This window comes from Nocardia sp. NPDC004711 (genome assembly GCF_053601595.1).
Genome location: NZ_JBSGCB010000016.1, coordinates 22201 through 44229, shown reverse-complemented (window position 1 = coordinate 44229; position 22029 = coordinate 22201). Strand labels below are relative to the sequence as shown.

General features: G+C 69.9%; 20 protein-coding genes. 5 read left to right on the top strand and 15 right to left on the bottom strand.

The window, feature by feature from the left end; all coding sequences use genetic code 11:
• The 8 genes from ACWEKS_RS17875 to ACWEKS_RS17840 all read right to left on the bottom strand — a co-directional run bounded on the left by ACWEKS_RS17875 (position 1) and on the right by ACWEKS_RS17840 (position 8385).
• Entirely contained in the window at positions 1-1149 is a 1149-nt protein-coding gene (locus tag ACWEKS_RS17875) for an alpha/beta fold hydrolase (RefSeq protein WP_452341109.1), read from the bottom strand.
• A 162-nt stretch (positions 1150-1311) separates the two neighbouring features.
• A complete protein-coding gene (locus ACWEKS_RS17870) occupies positions 1312-1779 on the bottom strand; it encodes an SRPBCC domain-containing protein (protein WP_452341108.1) in 468 nt (155 codons plus the stop codon).
• A 30-nt stretch (positions 1780-1809) separates the two neighbouring features.
• Positions 1810-3207: a sensor histidine kinase gene (locus ACWEKS_RS17865; RefSeq protein WP_452341107.1), complete on the bottom strand. Its 1398-nt coding sequence runs from the start codon at positions 3205-3207 to the stop codon at positions 1810-1812.
• On the bottom strand, positions 3204-3863 hold the full coding sequence (locus tag ACWEKS_RS17860; protein WP_452341106.1) for a response regulator transcription factor: 660 nt from the start codon (positions 3861-3863) through the stop codon (positions 3204-3206). The genes ACWEKS_RS17865 and ACWEKS_RS17860 overlap by 4 nt, the downstream gene beginning before the upstream one ends.
• Positions 3864-3889: 26 nt before the next feature.
• Positions 3890-5146 (bottom strand): DUF1501 domain-containing protein, encoded by a 1257-nt coding sequence (locus ACWEKS_RS17855; RefSeq protein WP_452341105.1) that lies wholly within the window; start codon positions 5144-5146, stop codon positions 3890-3892.
• A gap of 16 nt (positions 5147-5162) precedes the next feature.
• Positions 5163-6386, bottom strand: coding sequence for a DUF1800 domain-containing protein (locus ACWEKS_RS17850; RefSeq protein ID WP_452341104.1), 1224 nt, complete (start codon positions 6384-6386; stop codon positions 5163-5165).
• Positions 6387-6541: 155 nt separating this feature from the next.
• The gene (bioD, locus tag ACWEKS_RS17845) at positions 6542-7234 is read right to left on the bottom strand and encodes a dethiobiotin synthase (protein ID WP_452341103.1); all 693 of its coding nucleotides are present in this window, start codon (positions 7232-7234) and stop codon (positions 6542-6544) included.
• Positions 7231-8385, bottom strand: a complete 1155-nt coding sequence (locus ACWEKS_RS17840) for an 8-amino-7-oxononanoate synthase (RefSeq protein ID WP_452341102.1) — start codon at positions 8383-8385, stop codon at positions 7231-7233. Before ACWEKS_RS17840 ends, bioD begins: the two co-directional genes overlap by 4 nt.
• A gap of 105 nt (positions 8386-8490) precedes the next feature.
• Here ACWEKS_RS17840 and ACWEKS_RS17835 point away from each other — a divergent pair, with 105 nt between their 5' ends.
• Positions 8491-8784, top strand: coding sequence for a hypothetical protein (locus ACWEKS_RS17835; RefSeq protein ID WP_452341101.1), 294 nt, complete (start codon positions 8491-8493; stop codon positions 8782-8784).
• A 57-nt stretch (positions 8785-8841) separates the two neighbouring features.
• Here the strand turns inward: ACWEKS_RS17835 and ACWEKS_RS17830 are convergent, their stop codons facing one another.
• The 4 genes from ACWEKS_RS17830 to ACWEKS_RS17815 form a co-directional block, all read right to left on the bottom strand.
• Positions 8842-9582, bottom strand: a complete 741-nt coding sequence (locus ACWEKS_RS17830) for an ABC transporter permease (protein WP_364616535.1) — start codon at positions 9580-9582, stop codon at positions 8842-8844.
• Between the two features lie 64 nt (positions 9583-9646).
• The gene (locus ACWEKS_RS17825) at positions 9647-10456 is read right to left on the bottom strand and encodes an ABC transporter ATP-binding protein (RefSeq protein ID WP_452341100.1); all 810 of its coding nucleotides are present in this window, start codon (positions 10454-10456) and stop codon (positions 9647-9649) included.
• Positions 10453-10953, bottom strand: coding sequence for a MarR family winged helix-turn-helix transcriptional regulator (locus ACWEKS_RS17820; RefSeq protein WP_452341099.1), 501 nt, complete (start codon positions 10951-10953; stop codon positions 10453-10455). Before ACWEKS_RS17820 ends, ACWEKS_RS17825 begins: the two co-directional genes overlap by 4 nt.
• A 55-nt stretch (positions 10954-11008) precedes the next feature.
• Complete coding sequence (locus tag ACWEKS_RS17815; RefSeq protein WP_452341219.1) at positions 11009-12256, bottom strand: adenosylmethionine--8-amino-7-oxononanoate transaminase; 1248 nt, start codon at positions 12254-12256, stop codon at positions 11009-11011.
• 193 nt (positions 12257-12449) lie between these two features.
• On the opposite strand from ACWEKS_RS17815, the gene ACWEKS_RS17810 reads away from it, so the two are divergent.
• From ACWEKS_RS17810 to treY, 3 genes are read left to right on the top strand one after another with little or no spacing between them, the layout of a single operon-like run.
• Entirely contained in the window at positions 12450-13421 is a 972-nt protein-coding gene (locus tag ACWEKS_RS17810; protein WP_452341098.1) for a bifunctional helix-turn-helix transcriptional regulator/GNAT family N-acetyltransferase, read from the top strand.
• Between the two features lie 10 nt (positions 13422-13431).
• The gene (gene glgX, locus ACWEKS_RS17805; RefSeq protein ID WP_452341097.1) at positions 13432-15543 is read left to right on the top strand and encodes a glycogen debranching protein GlgX; all 2112 of its coding nucleotides are present in this window, start codon (positions 13432-13434) and stop codon (positions 15541-15543) included.
• Between the two features lie 11 nt (positions 15544-15554).
• Positions 15555-17963 (top strand): malto-oligosyltrehalose synthase, encoded by a 2409-nt coding sequence (gene treY, locus ACWEKS_RS17800; protein ID WP_452341096.1) that lies wholly within the window; start codon positions 15555-15557, stop codon positions 17961-17963.
• A gap of 12 nt (positions 17964-17975) precedes the next feature.
• On the opposite strand, the gene ACWEKS_RS17795 is transcribed toward treY, so the two are convergent.
• Entirely contained in the window at positions 17976-19148 is a 1173-nt protein-coding gene (locus ACWEKS_RS17795; RefSeq protein WP_452341095.1) for a DUF2235 domain-containing protein, read from the bottom strand.
• 189 nt (positions 19149-19337) lie between these two features.
• Here ACWEKS_RS17795 and ACWEKS_RS17790 point away from each other — a divergent pair, with 189 nt between their 5' ends.
• Positions 19338-20015: a response regulator transcription factor gene (locus ACWEKS_RS17790; protein ID WP_452341094.1), complete on the top strand. Its 678-nt coding sequence runs from the start codon at positions 19338-19340 to the stop codon at positions 20013-20015.
• Between the two features lie 66 nt (positions 20016-20081).
• Here the strand turns inward: ACWEKS_RS17790 and ilvA are convergent, their stop codons facing one another.
• Positions 20082-21419, bottom strand: a complete 1338-nt coding sequence (gene ilvA, locus ACWEKS_RS17785; protein WP_452341218.1) for a threonine ammonia-lyase IlvA — start codon at positions 21417-21419, stop codon at positions 20082-20084.
• Positions 21420-21561: 142 nt separating this feature from the next.
• On the bottom strand, positions 21562-21999 hold the full coding sequence (locus tag ACWEKS_RS17780) for a nitroreductase family deazaflavin-dependent oxidoreductase (RefSeq protein WP_452341093.1): 438 nt from the start codon (positions 21997-21999) through the stop codon (positions 21562-21564).
• Positions 22000-22029: the final 30 nt, after the last annotated feature.

Here is a 22029-nt window from a genome sequence, read left to right as displayed (position 1 = left end):
TCAGCGCCCGAGCGAGACCACCGCCGCCTCGTCGGCCTGCACCTGCCGCACGAACGGCACCACCTGCTGCTCGATGACCATGTTGTACTCCTGCGGCCGCTCGATCGGGTTGGCGTGCCCGGTGGTTCGCGTGGTCACCACCAGCAGCGTCCCGTTCACGCCGCCGACCTGGTCGATCAGCACCTTGTGCGAGTACTCCACATCCACGATCGGATCGTCGTACGGGTTGTGCGGCCGGATGAACACGATGGCCGGACGGGGTTTGCCCGCAACGGGTTTGGACAGCGCCCGCAGATCGTCGACCGCGCCGCCGGCCACGATGGCCTTGAACTGGGCCTCGATCAGGCCGTTGCTGGCGGCATCGGTGTTCAGGATCTTGTCGCGCAGCACGTTCCGCACCGCTTCGCGGAACTCGTCGCCACGGATCACATAGCGTCCGCCGACGAAACTCTCATGGCGCGCATACGTTTCCACGATCAGCCGCAGCAGCCGGCTCTCCCGCGCGCCGGGCACCCAGCCCATCCAGCGCAGCATTTCCTCGCCCTGGTCGCGGCTCTCGGGGCGGACCGCGTTCAGATCCACCGGAGTGCAGTCCAGGATCACCGCCCGCACCCGCTTCCTGCTGTCCTGGTGCAGGTGCTTGGCGATCTCCAGCGCGATGACCCCGCCCATGCTGTGCCCGGTCAGCACCACATTCGGCACCTTGGCCGCGTCGGTGACCTTCACGATCAGATCCGAGATGACCTTGGTGTCGATACCGGCATTGTCGTAGCGCACCGCCCACACCGATCCCAGCCGCCGCAGCGACGGCAACGCCCGGGCGGTGTCACTGGCGTCGAGGACACCCAGCCCGACCAGATCGAAGACGGCGGTGTCGCCGGCCTGCGCATCCGACGGGCCCGCGATGGGCAGCACCGCGGGTTCGGTGCGCGCCAGCCGCGCCTGCTCCGGCAGCACGTCCAGACCCATGTATTCGGCGAAGGCGCCCAGCGCCACCAGCGGCACCAGGCTCAGCCGCAGGACCAGCAGCCGGGCCCGCCGCCAGCGGACCCAGCCGACGCCCGAACGGGTCGCGCGCAGGCGCGCGCGACGCCGCCGGTCGTCGTAGTCGGCGACGCCGGACGGATTCGGAAAACCCGGCAGCGCCATACCAATCAACTGTACGAATTTCCGGCTGGTCATCCAGGCTTGTTCTGCCGGTCATCTCCTGGTAGCGCACAGGTCATCTCGGTGGGCAGCGGTCGTCGCCGCGCAATGCCGAGGGATCGACGGCGATTTCGCGGGCGGTGCCAGTGGATTTCGCGGGCGGTGTCAGTCCTCGGCGGCCTGCTCGGCGTGCTCGGCGAGTTTGGCCAGGGCCGCGCGGAAGCCGATCTCGTTCTCGTCGGGCGAGAGTCCCGGCGGCAGGTTCTCGTGGCACGCGGTCACGCGGGTCCCGCCCGGGACGTCGTCGAGGGTGTAGGTCACCGTCATCTCGCCACGCAGATCCGGGTCGTCCGTTTCGAATTCGAGGGTCTGCACCACCTCGCGATCGGGCACGACCCGGGCGAACACACCGTGGAAGGTGTCGGTGTGCGGGGCCGTCTTCCCCGCCCGGGTGTGCAGGTCGTAGGTCAGCGAGATCCGGATCCGCCCGCCGACGCGGGGATCGAACTCATGGATGCGACTGGTCATGCCGTCGGGAACCATCCACGTGCGCACCGAATGCGCATCCAGGAGCGCCCGGAAGACATTCGGACGCGGGGCACCGACGAACTTCTCGACTCGAGTGGAAGGCACCGCGCCACCCTACGCCCGATGTGATGAAGATCACGACAACTCCGCCGAGCTGCCCGGCACATCCTCGGGCGCGACCGGCAGCGCGAGCGTGGCGAGGGTGCCGCCGCCCGGCGCGGGAGCGAGGGTCACCGAACCGGAATGGACGGTCGCCACCCATCGCACCAGTGACAGGCCGATGCCGTGGTGTCCGCGCGCTCCGACCGCGCCATGCCGGAAGGGATCGGTGAGCGCGGGATCCAGGCCGGGCCCGTGATCGCGCACCAGCACCTGCCCCGCCGCCACCCGCACCTCCACGGGCGTGCCGCCGTGCACCAGGGCATTGTCGATGAGATTGCGGACCGCCAGCGCCAGCAGATCCGGATCCGCCCGCACCGCAGTGGGTTCCGCGGTCAGGGTGACGTCGCCGCCGCATTCCGCGACCACGCCCTCCACCAGCTGGTCCAGGTGCAGGCGCTGCCGATCCAGTTCGCCCACACCGGTTTCGGCGCGGGTACGGGCCAGCAGCCCGGCCACCATGCGGCCCATGCGGTCGGTGAGCGCGCGGGCATCGGTGACCGCGCGCCGGGTGTCGGCCGGATCACGCAGCGCGGCATCCAGATAGAGCCGCAAAGTGGCCAAGGGCGTGCGTAATTCGTGCGAGGCCTCGGACAGGAAGCGCTCCTGCTGGTCGAGCATGCGCACCGCCGGGCGCATGCTCACCCCGGACAGCAGGTGCCCGGCCAGGGCGGCCAGCGCCACCAGGGTCAGCCCGCCGCCCCACAGGGCCACGACCAGGCTGCGGTGGTCGCCCTCCCCCGGCGCCGGGTCGCCGCCCGCGAAAACGACGGCGCCGACGGTGGAGTCGTTGTCCCAGGCCGGGGCCGCCGCCAGCCGTACCGGATTGCCGTCGCGGTCGGTGCGGCTGTGCCACTGGGTGTCCTCGGCATCGGCGGCCTGCTGCGCGAGCCCGGTCAGGTCCGCGGGCAGCCCGGATCGCCTGTGCACGAACAGTTCCTGCCAGTGGCCGTTCTGGTCGCGGACCAGAATCGCGACGGCGCTGGGGCCGCTCGCCAGATCGTCGTCACCGCGCACGGTCTCCAGGTCGATGCCGCCGTCCTCGTTCCAGTACACCTCGCGCGCCAGCCCGGTCACCACCCGGTCGACGCCCGCGTCCAGGGCCTTCTCCCGCGAATGCGCATCGATGGAGGCCGCGAGGGACGCGAGCACGATCAGGCAGACGGCGGTCAGCGCGGTGAACAGCCCGGTCAGCAGCCACCGCGTGCGCCGCAGCCGGCCCGGAGTGGTGGGTTGCGACGTAGGCCTGCTTCGCCGCCAGCGCGCGAGCCGGCCGCGCGAATCATGGTCGGCCGCACCAGGATCGGCGTTCGCCGGTCGCGCGCCCGCATCACCGGGGCGACCGTGGGATGTCGTGCGCCGCCGGAACTTCACGGCGTGATGGTGAAACCGGCGCCGCGGACGGTTTCGATGAGGGGCGGGGCGCCGAGCTTGCGGCGCAGCTGGGCTACTACAACGTCGACCACGTTCGACGCGGGTTCGGCCATTTCGTCCCAGCAGCATTCGATGAGTTCGGCGCGGGTCACGACGGTTCCGGCGCGGACCGCGAGGAGCTCCAGGACACCGAACTCCTTGGGGGTCAAGGTGAGCAGCGTGCCCGCGCGGTGGACGCGGCGACGCGGCCGGTCCACCACGAGGGTGCCGACGACCGTGCGGGTGGGTGCGGGCAGCTCCCGGCGGCGGCACAGCGCGCCCACACGGGCGGCGAGCTCGTCCATCGCGAACGGTTTCACGAGGTAGTCGTCGGCGCCGTGGGCGAAGCCGTCGAGCCGGTCGGCGAGGGCGTCGCGGGCGGTGAGCATGACGACCGGGGTGCGCTGCCCGGAGTCCCGATGGGCGCGCACCAGGTCGAGGCCGTCGCCGTCGGGCAGGCCGCGGTCGACGACCAGGCAGTCGTAGGTGTTGACGGTGATCTTCAGGTCGGCGTCGGCGCAATCGCGGGCCAGGTCCACCGCGAAACCGGCCGCGCGCAGCCCGGCCGCGACCTCGTCGCCCAGATTCCTGTCGTCCTCACACACGAGTACCCGCACCTGCGCAATTACAGCATCCGTACCGGTCACGCGGCCACGACCCCGGGCAGCGGGCGCGGGGAGCCGGGCAGGACGTCCCCGGCCGGGACGCCGAACCAGCTCTCGGCGAGGGTGGCGTAGAACTCGGTCATATCGACCGTCGCGCGCAGATTGCCGTCCGCGTCGAGGTCGCGCAGTGACGGCGTTTCCCCGAAGACGCCGGGATTCGTCGGCCCGAGCAGCAGGGCCGTCCCGGCCGCGCCGTGGTCGAGACCGTCCGAGTCGTTCACCGGGACGCGGCGGCCGAATTCGCTGTACGCGGCCACGAGCACGCGATCGGCGATGCCGCGGGCGGCCAGGTCCCGGCGGAAGGCGGCCAGCGCCGTGTCGAGCTCCCGCATCAGGGTCTCATAGCGGCGCGGGTGCTTCGCATGGGTGTCGAAGTCCGCGCCCATGGGGACGTGCACGATGCGCAAGCCATGGTTGTCGTCGGCGAGCAGCCGTGCGGCCAAACGCAATTGGACACCCAGGTCACTGCCCGGATAGCCGTCCGCGGCCGCCGGGAGGGTGGCCGCCACATCCGAGAATCTCAGTGCGGCCGCGCTGCCCGCCCGGGCGGTGGCGAAGAGCGGTGCGTCGGAGCGGTCGGGGTGCGCCATGGCCCGCTGGGCTGCCAGCCAGGCGGCGCGGACGTTCTCGTCCTCGAAAACCGGGAACAGGCCGTCGTTTCCGGCATCCACGGACAGTGTGGTGACCCGTTCGCAGGCGAGCGCGAGTGTGGCGCCGACGCCCAGCGACACGCCCACCGCGGGTGCGGCCGGGTCGCCGAGGTGGTCGCAGAGCCGCCCGAGGAATCCGGTGTCCGGGCGGGCAGTGCCCTCGGGATCGCCGGTCTGCCAGCGGTGCAGCATCTCGAAGTGCGACAGATCGGGCTTGGCGGTGCCCACGCCCGGAATCACCGAGACGCCTATGGCTGCCAGTTCTCTCAGCTGCGGATGCAAGCCGAGCGCGCCGTCGATGGCGTGCACGTGCTCGGCGGCGATGGCGGCGCCGCGCCGCAGGTCGCGGTAGCGGGAGTCGGCATAGGGTACGGCCATCGACAATCCGTCACTGCCCCCGGCCATTTCGATCACCACCAGCCGCCGCTGGCCGAGCGCCGCCGCCCGTACCGGCGCGGGCGGATGCCAGACCTCCGGCGCACCCGACGAGCCGAGCAGCCGATGGCTCGCCACCCCGCCGACCGCGGCCACCGCCCCGGCGCCGATACCCGCTCGCAGCACGGTGCGCCGATTCAACGAGACCATGGGAAGTCCTTCCGGTTCATGCCAGCGTGAATTCCGGCGAGGTGATGACCAGGGCCAGCAGAGCCGTCGCGGCCTGTTCCGGGTACCGGCGCAGTTCGAACGCCAGATCGCGGGCGGCGGTGCGGGTTCCGGGGCTCGGGTCGAAGATCGAGGCGCGGGTGAACGCCGCCGCGACCTGGTCGCCGGCCCCCGCGATCTCGGTCAGTGCGGGCGCGTTCACCGCCAGCGCCGCTCGCGCGACGGCCGTACCCGGCGCGACCCACCGATTCCCCGGCGGCCAGCCCGCCACATTCGGCGGATAGAACGGCGATTGACCGAGCGCGGTCATCGTCTCGAAAGCGGTTGCCGCATTGTCGATCCCGCACACGGCGAGGGCGGCGGTGACCCATTCGACCGGATAGCGCGGGCGCGTGTACCTCGCCTCCGCGAACGACGGATCGTGCAGGATCGCCGCCACCAGGGGCCGAATCTCCAAGCGCGCCTGCGTGAATACCGCGGCCAGCTCGGCCACCCGCTGCTCCGAGGCGACCCGGCCGACCAGGAATTGGTGCAGTTTCGCGGCGATGAACCGCGCGCTCTCGGGCCGATCGCACAGCACGTCGACGGCATCGCGGACGGTGGTCACCTGGCGTCCCAGCAGCTCCACGGCCCGCTGATTCCCGGATTCCGGATCGAATGCCACCGACCCGTGGTCGTCGACACTCCACCCGGACAACGCGACCGCCGCAGCCTCCACATCACGCTGCGCGTAATTCCCCCGCCCGAGGGTGAACAACTCCATGAGCTCTCGCCCATGATTCTCATTGGGCGCCTGCGCCACCGACCCGGCACCGTCCAGCCACTGCAGCATGGCCCCGTCCACTGTCACCGCCTGCGCCAGCTCCCGGAAATTCCCCAGCGCGAATTTCCGGAGCAGCAGCTGCTGTCGCCACATCAGGTCCCAGGTGTCGACCTTGTCATGACTCGACGTGAAATGCCCGTGCCAGAACCACACCATCTTCTCGTGCACCCCGGCCGCCGGATCCGCCATCGCCCGCAGCCACGAACCAACCGGCCCATTCGAAGCGGCATCCGACTCCTCGTCGAACACCGGCGTCGCCGGCACCACCGGAGCGGCGGCCAGCACGCTGTCGATGACACCCCCGGCACCACCCCGGTCCACGAGGGCCGCCACCCGCCCCGGAAACGGCCCGAAGGTGGTGCGCCGCAACACATGCGCGACCGCCGCCAACTCATCCATGCCCCCAGCATGGGGAACCACCCGTTAGAAATTCATGAGGCAACTCACCCGCCAGTCGTCATCAGCAACGGGCTCGCGGTACTTCGAGTCGCCGGCGCGGCTAGCAGACGGCGAGGATTGCGGCTCTGCGAGGCACCGGCCCACCCCACCGATCGCTAGGCGCGGGTGAGGAGGTGGCCCGCGGTCCAGGTCGGGTCGAACCAGGTGGGGGCGGCGGTGGTGAAATCGGGGGCGGGCCAGGAGCCGGCGCCGGAGGGGATGGAGCCGATGAGGTCGACGCCGGTTACGGCGGGGAGGTCGCTGCGGTTGCACTCGGAGGCGAGATCGGGGGTGGCGGGCCAGGATCCGATGACGAGTCCTGCGCAGGGGACGCCGGCGGCGGTCAGGGCTCTGGTGGTCAGTTCGCTGTGGTTGAGGGTGCCGAGGCCGGGGGCCGCTACCAGTAGCACCGGGGCGCCGAGTTTTTGGGCCAGGTCGAGGAGGGTGAAGTCGCCGATGCGGACGAGCAGGCCGCCGGCGCCCTCGACCAGGACGAGATCCGCGTCCGCGCAGGACTCGATGCCGGCGATGGTCTCGGACAGGGTCAGCAACGGTTGGCCGCAGCGCCGGGCCGCGGTGTCGGGAGCCAGGGGCTCCGGGTAGCGGGCCAGTTCCAGGGTGCGGGTGACCCCGCTCAACCGGGTGATTTCGGCGAGGTCGCCGGGTTCGCCGGGGGCTACGCCGGTTTGGGCGGGTTTGCAGACGGCGACGTCCAGACCCGCGGCGCGGGCGGTTGCCGCCAGGGCCGCGGTGACGATGGTCTTGCCGACATCGGTGGAGGTGCCGGTGATGAACAGGAAGCGGCTCATGCCGGGACCACCTGCCGCCCACGGGCTTCGGCGAGGACCTCGCCGAGAACGGTTGCGATGGTGGCCAACTCGGCCTCGGTGAGGTCGGCGCGGGCGGTCAGGCGCAGGCGGGAGGTGCCCTCGGGGACCGACGGCGGGCGGAAGCAGCCCACGCTGAGACCGCGGGCGCGGCAAGCCTGGGCGGCGTCGTAGGCGACCTGGGCATCGCCGAGGATGACCGGGACGACGGCCGAATCTGGTTGGCCGACACCGGCGATGCGGGCCAGATCGGCGGCGCGGTCGAGCACCCGCTGGGCCATCTCGGGATCGCGGCGCAGCAGCCGCAGGGCCGCGCGGGCCGCGCCGACGGCGGCGGGCGCCAGGCCGGTGTCGAAGATGAAGGTGCGGGCAGCGTCGATGAGGTGGGCGCGCACCCGTTCGCTGGCCAGCACCGCGCCGCCCTGGGCGGCAAAGGCTTTCGAGAGAGTGGCGGTGATCACCAGGTCGGGCTCGCCGGCCAGCCCGCACTCCTGCACCAGGCCGCGGCCGCCGTCGCCGCGCACCCCCAGGCCGTGCGCCTCGTCCACGATGAGCACCGCGCCATTGGCCCGGGTCACCCGGTGCAGTTCGGTCAGCGGCGCGAGATCCCCGTCGGCGCTGAACACCGAGTCCGTCAAGACCAGTGCACGTTCCTCGGTGCGCTCGGACAGCAGACGGTCCACGGCCGCCGGGTCGCAGTGCGGTGCGATCTCCACCCGCGCCCGCGACAGCCGGCAGGCGTCGACCAGCGAGGCGTGGCTGCCGGCGTCCGAAACCACCAGTGCGCCACGGCCGGCCAGCGCGGTGACCGCGCCCAGGTTCGCGGCGTAGCCGGAGGCGAACACCAATCCGGCCTCCGCGCCGACGAATTCGGCGAGTTCGGTCTCGAGCTGTTCGTGCTCGGCGGTGGTCCCGGTGACCAGGCGCGAGCCGGTCGCGCCGGCGCCCCAGTACCGCACCGAGGCAACAGCGCCCTCGATCACCTCGGGGTGGCGGACCAGCCCGAGGTAGTCGTTGGAGGCCAGGTCGATGCTCACCGTGTCGGAGGTGCGGGGGCGCAGTTCACGGCGCAGCCCGGCGTCCACGCGCTCGGCGGCGCGCGTGTCGAGCCAGCTCAGGGGATCGGCAGTCACAGCTCGGAAGCATACTTGAACACCGTTCAGGGGGCCATGGGTGTCGGTACACGGCGCTATGCTGGGAAGTCGTAAGGAGGCTGCGCGATGCCACGATGGGCAATAGTGGTCGAGCAGACGACCGGCTTCGGCGACAGCAAAACCTGGAGTCCGAAGATCCTCATAGAGGTGGTGGGAACCCGCGAACAAGCCCTCGCGAAAGTCCCGGACCTCGTCTCGAAATTCCAACCCGATCATCCGAAGTTGATCAGCCGCCGCACCATCCTGCGCGACGGCGACACCTTCATGTTGATCGCCCGTGGCTGGTCCGACGACTATCACTGCGTATTCAAGGTCTGGGAAGTCCTGTCAGACAGTGACAATTCAGACAAGGTGCGCGAAAGACGGGCCAACCGTTGACGGCTCGCACCGCGCGAGCCGGCACGGCACCACACCGGTAGCCGAGACCGCGTCGGCCTACCGGACCAACCGGCCCAGCAGGGCCGAGGCGGTGGCGACGCCGAGGGTGGCGGCCCCGGCCAGTACACCGAAGTCCAGCCAGAGGTCGGCCTGTGTGCCGATCAGCAGGCCGCGCAGTGCGTCCACCTCGTAACTGAGCGGGTTGACGTGGCCGACGACCCGCAGCCACGTCGGCATGAGGTCCACGGGGTAGAGCGCGTTGGAGGCGAAGAACAGCGGCATGGTGATGGCCTGGCCGATGCCCATCAGCCGATCCCGGGCGCGCACCAGCCCGGCGATGGTCATGGACAGGCAGGCGAAGAAGGCCGTGCCGAGGAAGACCACGGGAACGGTGGCGAGCACGCGCAGCGGGTTGCCGGTGAGGGCCACACCCATGAGCAGCGCCACGATCACGATCACCAGGATCTGGGCGATGGCGCGAACGCCTGCGGCGAAGCACTTTCCGGCGATCAGCGCGGCCCGCGGGGTCGGGGTGACGAGCAATTTGGTGAGAATGCCCGCATCCCGGTCCCAGATGATCTGGATGCCATAGAAAATCGCGATGAACAGCGCCGACTGGGCGATCACGCCGGGGGCGAGGAAGTCCAGGTACGGCACCGAACCGGTGGGCAGGGCGTGCAGGCGGGAGAAGGTGGTCCCGAAGATCACCATCCACAGCACGGGCTGGATTGCGCGGGTGAGGACTTCGCTCTGGTCGTGGCGCAGCTTCTGGATCTCCACCAGCGCGAAGGTGCCCATGCGGGAGGCCAGCCGGGGCAGGCGCGCCCAGCCGCGCGGGGCCAGGACCGGCGTGAACGCCGTATCAGCCCGCGCGCCGGGCGGTCCGGCGAGTGCTTCGGACATTGCGCATGTTCCCTTCGGTCACATCGTCGAGGCCCTCCCCCGCGTGATGCCGGAAGACATCCTCGAGGGTCGCCCCGGGGCCGATCCCGGCCTTCAGGTCGGCGGGCGAACCGGTCGCGCGCAGCACGCCCTTGTGCAGCAGTGCGATTCGATCGCAGAGCGCGTCGGCCTCGGCCATGTAGTGGGTGGTGAGCAGCACGGTGGTGCCGTAGCCGGCGCGCATCTCGGCGACCCGCTCCCAGACGCTGTCGCGCGCAATGGGATCCAGCCCCACCGTCGGCTCGTCCAGCACCAGCAGAGCGGGGCGGTTCACCAGGGCCTGGGCCAGTTCGAGGCGGCGGATCATGCCGCCCGAGTAGCCGCCGGCCAGCCGGTCGGCCACGTCCAGCAGGTTCATGGCGTCGAGCACCTCGTCCACCCGCTCGGCCCGCTCGGCACGCGGCACGTCGAACAGCCGGGCGAACCAGGCCACATTCTGCCGCCCGGTCAGCCCGGCCTCGATCGAGAGTTGTTGCGGCACATAGCCGAGGTTGTAGCGGACATCGGCGGCGCGGGTCGTGACATCGAGCCCGAACACCCGGACTGTGCCGGACTGGATGGGCATGAGCGTGGTGAGCAGCTGAATTGTGGTGGACTTGCCCGCGCCATTGGGGCCGAGCAGGCCGAACACCTCACCGCGCTCGATGGTGAGGGCGAGATCGTCGACCACGGTGCTGGTTCCGTAGCGGTGGGTCAGGCCGACGCATTCGACGGCGGGCACGCTGGTCATCGGTCGCCTCCGCGGGAGTGCTCGCGTTCGTGCAGCAGATCGGTGAGGCGCGTCATGGCCGCCAGACCGTTGCGCAGTTGCGCGCGTTCGGTTTCGGTGAGCTGGTCGAGCGCCTCGGCAACCACGGCGTGCCGCTGCCGCCGTGTCTCGTCGGCGATCCGCTGCGCGTCCGGGGTCAGCGACAGTCGCATCGTCCGCCGGTCCCGCGGATCCGGCTCACGCACCACGAGCCCCGCCTTGACCAACTCGGTCACCAGCGTCGACACACTGTTCGCCGCCGAACCCAGTTCTCCGGCAGCCTCTTTCACCGAGATCCCCGGCCGCCGCCCCACCAGCCGTAGAAACTCCGACTGCGCCCCGGACAGCCCCGGCTCATCGAACGACCGCCCGGCCAGCCGACCGACCTGCCGCCGCAGCCGACCCATAGAGCCGAACAGCAGCGTCATCAGCTCGGCATAGCCGTCGCTGTCGGTGTTCTCCCGGGGAGTCTCGGACACGCTCCCACAATAGCTCTGTTCCAGAGGTATTTCGACAGGAGCGCGAATCCGGTGGTCAGACGGCTGCGGCGGCGTACATGGCGGCGGCTATGCGTCGGACGTCGTCGGGGGTGCTGATGAAGGGCGGCATGCAGTAGATGAGGTTGCGGAAGGGGCGTAGCCAGACGCCGGATTCGACTGCGGCGTGGGTGGTTTTGCGCATGTCCACTGGGCGGTTCAGTTCGATGACTCCGATTGCGCCGAGGGTGCGGACATCGGTGACGGCGGGGAGGTCACGGGCGGGGGCCAGGCCCTCGGCGAGGCCGGCGTGGATGTCGCGGACCTCGCGCTGCCAGTCGCGCGAGAGCAGCAGTTCGATCGAGGCCACCGCGACCGCGCAGGCGAGGGGGTTGCCCATGAAGGTCGGGCCGTGCATGAGGCCGCCGTGCGAGCGGCTGATGGTTTCGGCGATCTCGGTGGTGCACAGCGCGGCGGCCAGGCTCATGTAGCCGCCGGTGATGGCCTTGCCCACACACATGACGTCGGGCCGGACACCCGCATGCTCGGCGGCGAAAAGTGTTCCGGTGCGTCCGAATCCGGTGGCGATCTCGTCGAACACCAGCAGGACGTCGTGCTCGTCGCACAGCCGGCGCAGATCGGCCAGGTAGCGCGGATCGTGGAAGCGCATGCCGCCCGCGCCCTGCACCACGGGTTCCACGATGACCGCGGCCAATTCGTGCGCGTGCGCGGCGAGGGTCCGCTCCAGCTCCGAGACATACTGCGGCTCATAGGCTTCCGGCGGCGGGCCCGCGAAGATCTGCGGGACCAGGACATCGGTCCACAGCGAGTGCATGCCGCCCTCGGGATCGCAGACGCTCATGGGGGTGAAGGTGTCGCCGTGGTAGCCGCCGCGCCAGGTCATCAGCCGGTGCTTCTCCGGCCGCCCCAGCGCCCGCTGGTACTGCAGGCACATCTTCACCGCGACCTCCACCGACACCGAGCCGGAGTCGCAGAGGAAGACCTTGTCCAGGCCCTCGGGCGTGAGCTCGACCAGCAGCTGCGACAGCCGCACCGCCGGCTCGTGGGTGAGCCCGCCGAACATGACGTGGCTCATCTTCCGCGACTGGGCGAGCAGGGCGGCGTCCAGCACCGGGTGCTGATACCCGTGCACGGCGGCCCACCAGGAGCTCATGCCGTCCACCAGTTCCCGGCCGTCGGCCAGGGTGAGCCGGGTGCCGGACGCGGAGGCGACCACCAGCGGCGCGGTGGTGGCCGGGAAACCACCGTAGGGATGCCACACGTGGGCGGCGTCGATCGCGGTGATCTCGCCGGAGGGCTGCGCCCCGACAGGCTCGGTCGGTGCCGCAACAGTTTCGGCGAGTGCCGCAACAGGCTCGGTCGATGCCACGAGAAGTCCTTCGAGGAGCGGGCTTGAACGGCGTTCAAGTTACCACGAACCCGGACACCCACCGGCACCCCGGCGTATTCTTTGACTCGGTCAAAGGATTGGAGCCGGCATGGCCGTCGAGACGACCGATCGCCCGGTCGAGGCACGGCACATCGCCGCCGTCCGCGCCTTCAACCGGCGCTACACCCGCATCATCGGCGTCCTGCAGGGCGAGATGCTCGGCACCGAGTACTCGCTCACCGAGGGCAGAATCCTGTTCGAGCTGGCCCATTTCGGGGCCACCGAGGTGGTGGACCTGCGGCTGGCCCTGGATCTGGACCCGGGATACCTGAGCCGCATCCTGGCCCGGTTCGAAGAGCGCGGCCTGGTCGCCCGCCGCCGATCCGACGCCGACGGCCGGCGGCAGGTGGTGGAGCTGACCGAGGCGGGCCGGGCGGCCTTCACGGTGCTGGACCAGCGCACCCAGGACCAGATCGGGGATCTGCTGGTCCCGCACTCCCCGGTGGTGCGCACCCGGTTGGTCGGGGCCATGCGGACCATCGAGCAGATCCTCGACACCGACTCCGAGCCCGACCCCGCCGGTGTGATCCTGCGCGAACCCCGGCCCGGCGACCACGGCTGGGTGATCGCCCGCAATGCCGTGCTCTACGCCGAGGAGTACGGCTGGAACGCCGAATACGAGGCGCTGGCCGCCTCCATCGTCGCGAACTGGCTGAGTTCCCATGACCCGCAACGGGAACGGGCCTGGATCGCCGAATACGAGGGCAGCCCGGTCGGCTGCGTCTACTGCATGCGCGAGGACGACACCACCGCCCGGCTGCGACTGCTGCTGGTGGAACCGTCCGCCCGCGGGATCGGCGTGGGCAGCGCACTGGTCGGCGAATGCCTGCGCTTCGCCACCGCGGCGGGATACACCGAGATGGTGCTCTGGACCAACAGCGTGCTGGACTCCGCGCGCCACATCTACCAGCGCGCCGGATTCGAACTGGTGGAATCGAATCCGCACCACAGCTTCGGCGTCGATCTGGTCGGGCAGACCTGGCGACGGGGACTCGGCGGGGAGGACGATCCGGCCCGCTAGGGTCTGGATCATGCCTCCCGCGACTCCCGGCACCACCGCACTCGGTGTCTGGCCGGGGACCGCCTATCCGCTGGGCGCGACCTACGACGGCGCCGGAACGAACTTCTCGGTGTTCTCCGAGGTGGCCCGGCGGGTGGAACTGTGCCTGATCGACGCGGACCACCGCGAGACCCGGGTACCGCTCGACGAGGTGGACGGCTATGTCTGGCACGCCTATCTGCCCGGCGTCGGGCCCGGGCAGCGATACGGTTTCCGGGTGCACGGCGGCTTCGATCCGGAGCGGGGGCTGCGCTGCGATCCCAGCAAGCTGCTGCTGGACCCGTACGGCAAGGCGTTCGAGGGCGATTTCGGGACCGCCACCGCGCCCTACAACTTCGGGCAGAACTCGCTCGGGCACACCATGACCGGGGTGGTCATCAACCCGTACTTCGACTGGGCCCACGATCGCGCGCCGAAACGGCCGTACCACGAGACCGTCATCTACGAGGCGCACGTGAAGGGCATGACCGTCACGCATCCGGACGTGCCGCCGGAACTGCGCGGCACCTTCGCGGGCATGGCGCATCCGGCGATTCTCGAACACCTGCGGGGGCTGGGCGTGACGGCCGTGGAACTCATGCCGGTACACCAGTACCTCGACGACCGCATTCTGCTGGACCGGGGACTGCGGAATTACTGGGGCTACAACAGCTTCGGCTATTTCGCGCCGCATCGCGGCTATGCCGCGGGCTCCTCCCCCGCCGCCGCGGTCACCGAATTCAAGACCATGGTGCGCGCCTTCCACGCCGCCGGTATCGAGGTGATCCTCGACGTGGTCTACAACCACACCGCCGAGGGCAATGAATTCGGGCCGACCATCAGCTTCCGCGGCATCGACAATGCCGCGTATTACCGCCTGGTGGACGATGATCCGCAGCATTACATGGATTACACGGGCACCGGCAACAGCTTCAACATGCGCCACCCGCACGCCCTGCAACTGATCATGGATTCGCTGCGCTACTGGATCCTCGACATGCGCGTGGACGGATTCCGCTTCGACCTGGCGGCCACCCTGGCCCGCGAATTGCACGATGTGGACCGGCTTTCCACCTTCTTCGACCTGGTGCACCAGGATCCGGTGGTGAGCCAGGTGAAGCTCATCGCCGAACCCTGGGATGTCGGCGAGGGCGGCTATCAGGTCGGGAATTTCCCGGTGGCCTGGACCGAATGGAACGGCAAATACCGTGACACCGTGCGGGATTACTGGCGCGGGCAGCCGGCGACACTGGGCGAGTTCGCCTCCCGGCTCACCGGGTCCTCGGATCTGTACGAGGCCACCGGCCGCCGGCCCAGCGCCAGCATCAATTTCGTGACCGCGCACGACGGATTCACGCTGGCGGATCTGGTGTCCTACAACGAGAAACACAACGACGCCAATGGCGAGGGCAATCACGACGGCGAGAACTACAACCGCTCCTGGAACTGCGGCGTCGAGGGCCCGACCGAGGATCCGGAGATCCTGGCCCTGCGCGCGCGGCAATCCCGTAATCTGCTCGCCACCCTGATGCTCTCCCAGGGCACCCCGATGCTGTTGCACGGCGACGAATTCGGCCGCACCCAGCGCGGCAACAACAATGTCTACTGTCAGGATTCACCGCTGTCGTGGATGGACTGGACGTTCATGGACACCAATGCCGATCTGCTCGAATTCACCAGGCGCGCGGTCGCGCTGCGCGCCGCGCACCCGGTGTTCCGGCGGCGCCGCTTCTTCGATCTGGCGCCCGATCCCGATGATCTGGGCGATATCGCCTGGTTCACCCCCGGCGGCGCGGCCATGACCGACACCGACTGGGAGACCGGCTTCGCCCGCTCGCTGGCGGTGTTCCTCAATGGCGACGGCATCAACGAGCCGGGCCCGCGCGGGCAACGCATCGCCGACGACTCGTTCCTGCTGTGCTTCAACGCGCACGACCAAGCCCTGGATTTCGCCCTCCCCGACGCCCGGCACGGTAATGCCTGGTCGGTCGCCCTGGACTGCGCCACGCCCACCGGCCGCCCCGCCGCCGACACCGTCCTCCCCGCTGCGGCAACGGTGCAAGTGCCCGCACGCTGTCTACTCGTGCTGCGCCGTACGGCATGATCGATACCGCCATGACCAGCTCGCCCGAACACCTCACCGGACCCATCGCCCGGCAGACGCCCGTGCGCAGCACCTACCGCCTGCAGCTGCGGCCCGACGCGCTCACCTTCACCGACGCGCGCGCCATTGCCGAATACCTGCAGCAACTGGGCATTTCGCATCTGTACCTGTCGCCCGTCATGACCGCGACGCGCGGCTCCACCCACGGCTACGACGTCACCGACCCGACCACGGTGTCGGCCGCGCTGGGCGGACCGACCGGGCTCAAGGCCCTGGCCGACGAGGTGCGCAGCCGCGGTATGGGACTCATCGTCGATCTGGTGCCCAACCATGTGGCGGTGGCCGATCCGCGGCAGAACCAGTGGTGGTGGGATGTGCTGCGGCAGGGCAAGAAGTCCAAGTACGCCACCTGGTTCGATATCGACTGGACGCCGGGCAATGGCGCGGGCGGGCGCATCGCGCTGCCGGTGCTGGCCGGGGAGAACGATCCGGCGGCGCTGACCGTGGACCGCTCCGGGCCCGAACCGATGCTGGCACTGCACGATCTGCGCTTCCCCATCGCGCCCGGCACCGACGGCGAGAACGCGCTGCGCATTCACGACAAGCAGCACTACCGCCTGGTCAACTGGAAGTCGGGGCTGTGCGGATACCGCCGCTACTTCACCGTGGGCGGGCTGGCCGCCATCCGACAGGAGGAGCCGGCGGTCTTCGAGGCCACCCATCGGGAGCTGGCCGCCTGGTGCGAGCACGACCTCATCGACGGTGTGCGCGTGGATCATCCCGACGGACTGGCCCAGCCCGCCGAGTACCTGCGGCGGCTGCGCCAGCTCATCGGTCCGCAGCGGCTGCTGCTGGTGGAGAAGGTGCTCTCCAATCGTGAACCGCTCGACGCCACCCTGCCCATCGACGGCACCACCGGCTACGACTCCCTCGCCGACATCGGCGGCGTGCTCATCGACCCGGACGGCGAGAAACAGCTCACCGACCTGTCGCGGCAGTTCACCGGGCACGGCAGCGACCGGGCCTGGTTCACCGAGCAGGAACACCGGATTCGCCGCGCCGTCGCCGAGACCATGCTGGTGCCCGAGGTGCGGCGGCTGGTGGCCGCGGTCAAGCGGGACGCCCGCGCCGACGCCTTCGACACCATGGCGCTCACCAATGCCGCCATCGAGGTGCTGTCGTTCATGCCGGTCTACCGCACCGACTACGCGCCGCTGGCGGGCATGGTCGGGGCCGTCGTCGCCGAGGTGGCACGGCGCAACGCCGAGCTGACCGCGCCGCTGCAGGTACTGGTGACCGCGCTGGCCACCGGCGGCGAGGCCGCCACCCGCTTCCACCAGGTGGGCGGGGCGATGAGCGCGAAAGCCGTGGAGGACACCATGTTCTACCGCGCCGCGCGGCTGGTGTCGCTGCAGGAGATGGGCGCGGACCCGGCCCGCTTCGGCTGCTCGCCCATCGAGTTCCACCTCGCCAATGCCGAACGCGCGCAACGCTGGCCGGCCGGCATGACCGCGCTGTCCACCCACGACACCAAGCGCGGCGAGGACGTGCGCGCCCGCATCGGCATGCTCTCGCAAGTGCCCGACATCTGGGCGCGCTCCGTCAGCACCTGGGAGGAGATCGCACCCGGACCCGACGGCGCGACCACACTGTTCCTGCTGCAGAACATGTTCGGGGTGTGGCCCGCCGACGGCCGCCCCGCCGCGACCGTGCGCGGGCTGCGCGAGCGGCTACATCAGTTCGCGGAGAAGGCCGTTCGCGAGGCCGGCACCCAATCCTCCTGGGAGGAACCGGATGTCGAGTTCGAGACGGCGGTGCACCGCTGGATCGACACCGTCATCGACGGACCGGTCGGCGCCGAACTGGGTGAGTTCGTGGCCGATCTGGCCGGCCACGCCTGGACCGACGCGCTGGCGCAGAAGCTGCTGCAACTGTGCGGCCCCGGCATCCCGGACATCTACCAGGGCTGCGAGCTGTGGGAGGACTCGCTCGTCGATCCCGACAACCGCCGCCCGGTGGACTTCACCCACCGTTCCCTGCTGCTGCAATCCCTCACCGGCACACCGGATCTCGACCCGACCGGTGCGGTCAAGATGTGGATCGTGGCGTACGCGCTGTGGCTGCGCCGCGAACGCCCCGACTGCTTCGTCGGCGGCGCCTACATCCCGCTGTTCGCGGCGGGCGACCGCGCCCAGCACCTGCTCTCCTACGCCCGCGGCCGCACCGGGGAGACCCCCGAGGTGATCGTGGCCGTCACCCGGCACAGCATCCGGCTGGACGAGGCGGGCGGCTGGGCCGACACGGTGCTGGATCTGCCGCAGGGACACTGGACCGACCGGCTCACCGGCCACACCTTCTCCGGGCGCGCGCGGCTGGAGAAGCTGTTCGCCCGGCTGCCGGTGGCCCTGCTGGTGCGCTGAGCGGCCGGCCGATCAGGCGGCGGATGCTTCCGGACCGCCGCCCGCGCCGTCACCGGCGGCGCGCGGCACCTGGTCGACGGGCTCGATGAGATCCGGCGGCACCGGACCGCCCCGATGCTCGCACCAGCGGTGAATATTGGCCGGGCGGTAGCCCTTCCGGTCCGGGACGCTGGCGGCCAGGAAACTGTCCTGGTCCTCGGGCTGCAGCAGCTTGCGCCAGGAATCCCAGTAGAAGCGCGGGCTGCGCCAGCCGGTCGCCAGGCGGGCGTAGTTCAGCACCCGGAAACCCAGGCTCAGCGAATCGTGCAGATGCGTGGCGTCGAACGGGCAGCTGCTGAGCAGGGTGTCGAGGCGGTCGTGATCGAAGGCCAGTCCCTCGGCCTCGGCCTCGGCGATCATCCAGCGCAGGGTGATGTCGGACAGCCCGCAGTCGGCGTAGCCGCCGCCGATGTCGCTGTGCACGCCCTCGAACCAAACCTGCTTCACCCGGTCGGGACGGTTGTAGAGCTCGCGCTGATCGGCGGGAATCTCCCACAGGCAGGGCGCGAAGGCGCGCCGCCGCTCGTCGATGGCCAGCGCCTGACGCGCGCACAGCACGATGCGCGAGAGCCGCACATCGTGGAAGCTGTGCAGCCACGAGGTGATACCCGGGACGCCCATCGCGCCCACGGTGTCGAAGACGCCGAGGAAGTTGATGACCGGCCTCTCGGGGTGGCAGTTCGCGGCGCGGAAGGCCGCCCACTCCGGCGGATCCGGATCGTCGGGGTTCTTCTTGCGGGTCTTGTAGATCTCCAGCGCCTTCGGGTACTTACCCCCGATGATGGCCTCGTAGGTCAGGATTCCGAGCCGGTTGATCATCCCCGCGAGGCTGCGGGCGGTGTACGCGCCGCGGCTGAAGCCGAAGATGTAGATCTCGTCCCCGGGCTCCCAGTTCAGGGCCAGCTGCCAGTAGGCGGCCGACAGATTGGCCTCCAGGCCCAGACCGAACGCGCCGCCCAGCACCTTGTCGGACATGAAGCCGCGCGAGCCCGGACCCGAGACATAGTTGATGCGCTGACCGACGGACTTCCCCTCCTTGTCCGTCCCGGTCAGCTTGACCGCTTCCGCGATCTTCACGATGTTCGACACCGTCGAGCTCGACTCGGCCTTCCAGGTGCCGTCACAACACACGACCAGCCTTTTCATGAACGTCAGCCTCCCTCCCTGACCGTTCGGTTTCACGCGTAGTGAACTACCCGATCATCGCGCCCGGGCCATGCGGTCGTTAACCCCGGCGCGTGCCCCCACAAGTACCCCGCCCCGCGGCGTTAACGTCCCGCGCTCGCCCGGCGATCGCTCACGATTCGTTCACGATCCCTGTGGCACGGTGGCGGCATGTCCGACGATGGAGTGAGCGCCCGCAGCGTATGTGTCCTGGTGTGCGAGGACGATGAGCGGCTGGGCGAGCGGGTCGCGGACGGACTGCGGGCGGCCGGATTCATCGTCGATCTGACCCGCAACCTCACCGACGCCGCCGAGCAGTGCGGGGTGCGGATCTACGACTGCCTCATCGTGGACCGCGGGCTACCCGACGGCGACGGACTGGAACTGGTACGGCGGCAACGGGAATCGGGTGATCGCACCCCGGCATTGCTGATCACCGCGCGCGACAGCCCGGCCGATCGCCGCGAGGGCTACGCGGGCGGCGCGGACGACTATCTGGCCAAACCGTTCTCGCTGGGCGAGCTCGCAGCGCGGGTGCGGGCGCTGTGCTCGCACCGGCGCTCGCCGCACTCGCCCGTGCTCACCATCGGGGATCTGGTGGTGGACCGAATACGCCGGCGGGTGCGCCGCAGCGGAATCCTGCTGACCATGACCACCCGCGAATTCTGTGCGCTGGAACTGCTGGCCGCGCGCGCCGGAACCCTCGTCACCCCGGCCGAGATCGCCGCCTTCTGCAGCGATTCCACCTCGACCGCGGGCGTGGACGAGGTGATCACCCGGCTGGACCGCAAGCTCGGCCGGCCGCGGATCATTCACAGCTCGGCGGCGGGATACCTCCTGCACGCCTGAAAGCCCCACCGGGGCAACCGGACCCGTGTGATCCGAGCGAGGGGTCGGATCACACGGGGTCACCGGTCAGGTCAGGTACCGGTAGGCGGGCGAGTTCGGATCCAGCCGCTCACACTGGATCGGCGACTTGTCCATCCGCTCGAGCAACGGTTCCAGGCCCGCCGGGGTGCCCAGTTCGATACCGACCAGGGCGGCGCCGGTTTCGCGGTTGTTGCGCTTGACGTACTCGAACACGGTGATGTCGTCATCGGGGCCCAGGACCTCGTCCAGGAAGCGGCGCAGCGCGCCGGGCTCCTGCGGGAAGTCCACCAGGAAATAGTGCTTCAGGCCCTGATGCACCAGCGAACGCTCGATGACCTCGCCGTACCGGGAGACATCGTTGTTGCCGCCCGAGAGCAGCACCACCACCGTCGCACCCGGCTCGATCTCGACCTCGCGCAGCACCGCCGTCGCGAGCGCGCCCGCCGGCTCGGCGACGATGCCCTCGTTCTGGTACAGCTCCAGCATGGCGGTGCAGATGGCGCCCTCGTCCACGTGCATCATGCGGAAAGATCCTGCGCCCGAACCGGTTTCGGTGCTCGTCAGCAGGGGCAGCGAGGCGTGCGAGCGGACCTGGCCGCCGAAGCGCACCACCGCCTGGTAGCCGACCCCGCCGACCCGGCGCACGGCGGCGCCGTCCACGAACGGGTCGATCTCGGGCAGCGTCACCGGGCCGCCGGCCACCAGCGCGGCCGTCATGGACGCCGCGCCCGTCGGCTCCACCGCGAGAATCGCGGAGTGCGGCGACCGTTCCCGCAGATAGGTGGCGATACCCGCCAGGCAGCCACCGCCACCCACCGGAACCACCACCAGATCGGGCTCGCGGCCGAGCTGTTCGAGGAATTCGGCGGCGATGGTGCCCTGACCGGCCGCGGTGCGCGGATCGTCGAAGGGCGGGACCATGGTCGCCCCGGTGCGCTTCACATCGTCGGCGGCGGCCGCGGCGGCCGCGTCGAAGGTGTCGCCGACCGCGATGAGTTCCACGAATTCGCCGCCGTGGACGCGGATTCGGTCGCGCTTCTGCTTCGGGGTGGTGGTGGGCACGTAGATGCGGCCCGTGACGCCCATGGCCTTACACGCGAAAGCCACGCCCTGCGCGTGGTTCCCGGCGCTGGCGGTGACCACGCCGGCGGCCTTCTCGGCGTCGGTCAGCTGCACCATGAGGTTGTAGGCGCCGCGCAGCTTGTAGGAGCGGACGGCGGTGAGGTCCTCCCGCTTGAGGTAGACCTCGGCCCCGGTCAGCGCCGACAGCCGCGGAATCCGTTGCAGCGGCGTCGGCTCGATAATGTCCGAAATTCGCTTCGCGGCCGCATCGATCTCGTCCGCTGTCAACTCGGGCAGCGAACCGGACACTCTCTCGGCGATAACAAGCGGATCAGACACCCGAACATGCTAGCTGGGAGCATGCGGCGGGCCTGCGGCAGCGCCACGAAAAGGTCCCGGTCACCTCGGACCGGGACCTTCTCTCACCGACCGCCGCGCTTCCCGGTGATACGGCGGGCGGCGCTCAGGGGCGCGGGGTGAGGACGAACAGCGGGATCTGACGGTCGGTCTTCTTCTGGTATTCGGCGTAGTCGGGCCACACCTCGACCGCCCGCTTCCACCAGAGAGCCTTCTCGTCGCCGGTGACCTCGCGGGCGTCGTAGTCCTTGACCGCGTCCCGGTCGCGCAGTTCCACATGCGGATCGGCCTTGACGTTCCAGTACCAGACCGGATGCTTGGGCGCGCCGCCCAGAGAGGCGACCACCGCGTACTCGCCATCGTGCTCGACCCGCATGAGCGGGGTCTTGCGGAGCTTGCCGGACTTGTTGCCGCGGGTGGTCAGCAGGATGATCGGCACACCTTGCAGGAGGTTGGCCTCCGCGCCCCCGGAGTTCTCGTACTGCTCGGCCTGTTCTCGCGACCAGTCGGACGGGCTGGGTTCGTACTCTCCGATAAGTGGCATGAACTGGGTAACCATCCACAATCATGTGTT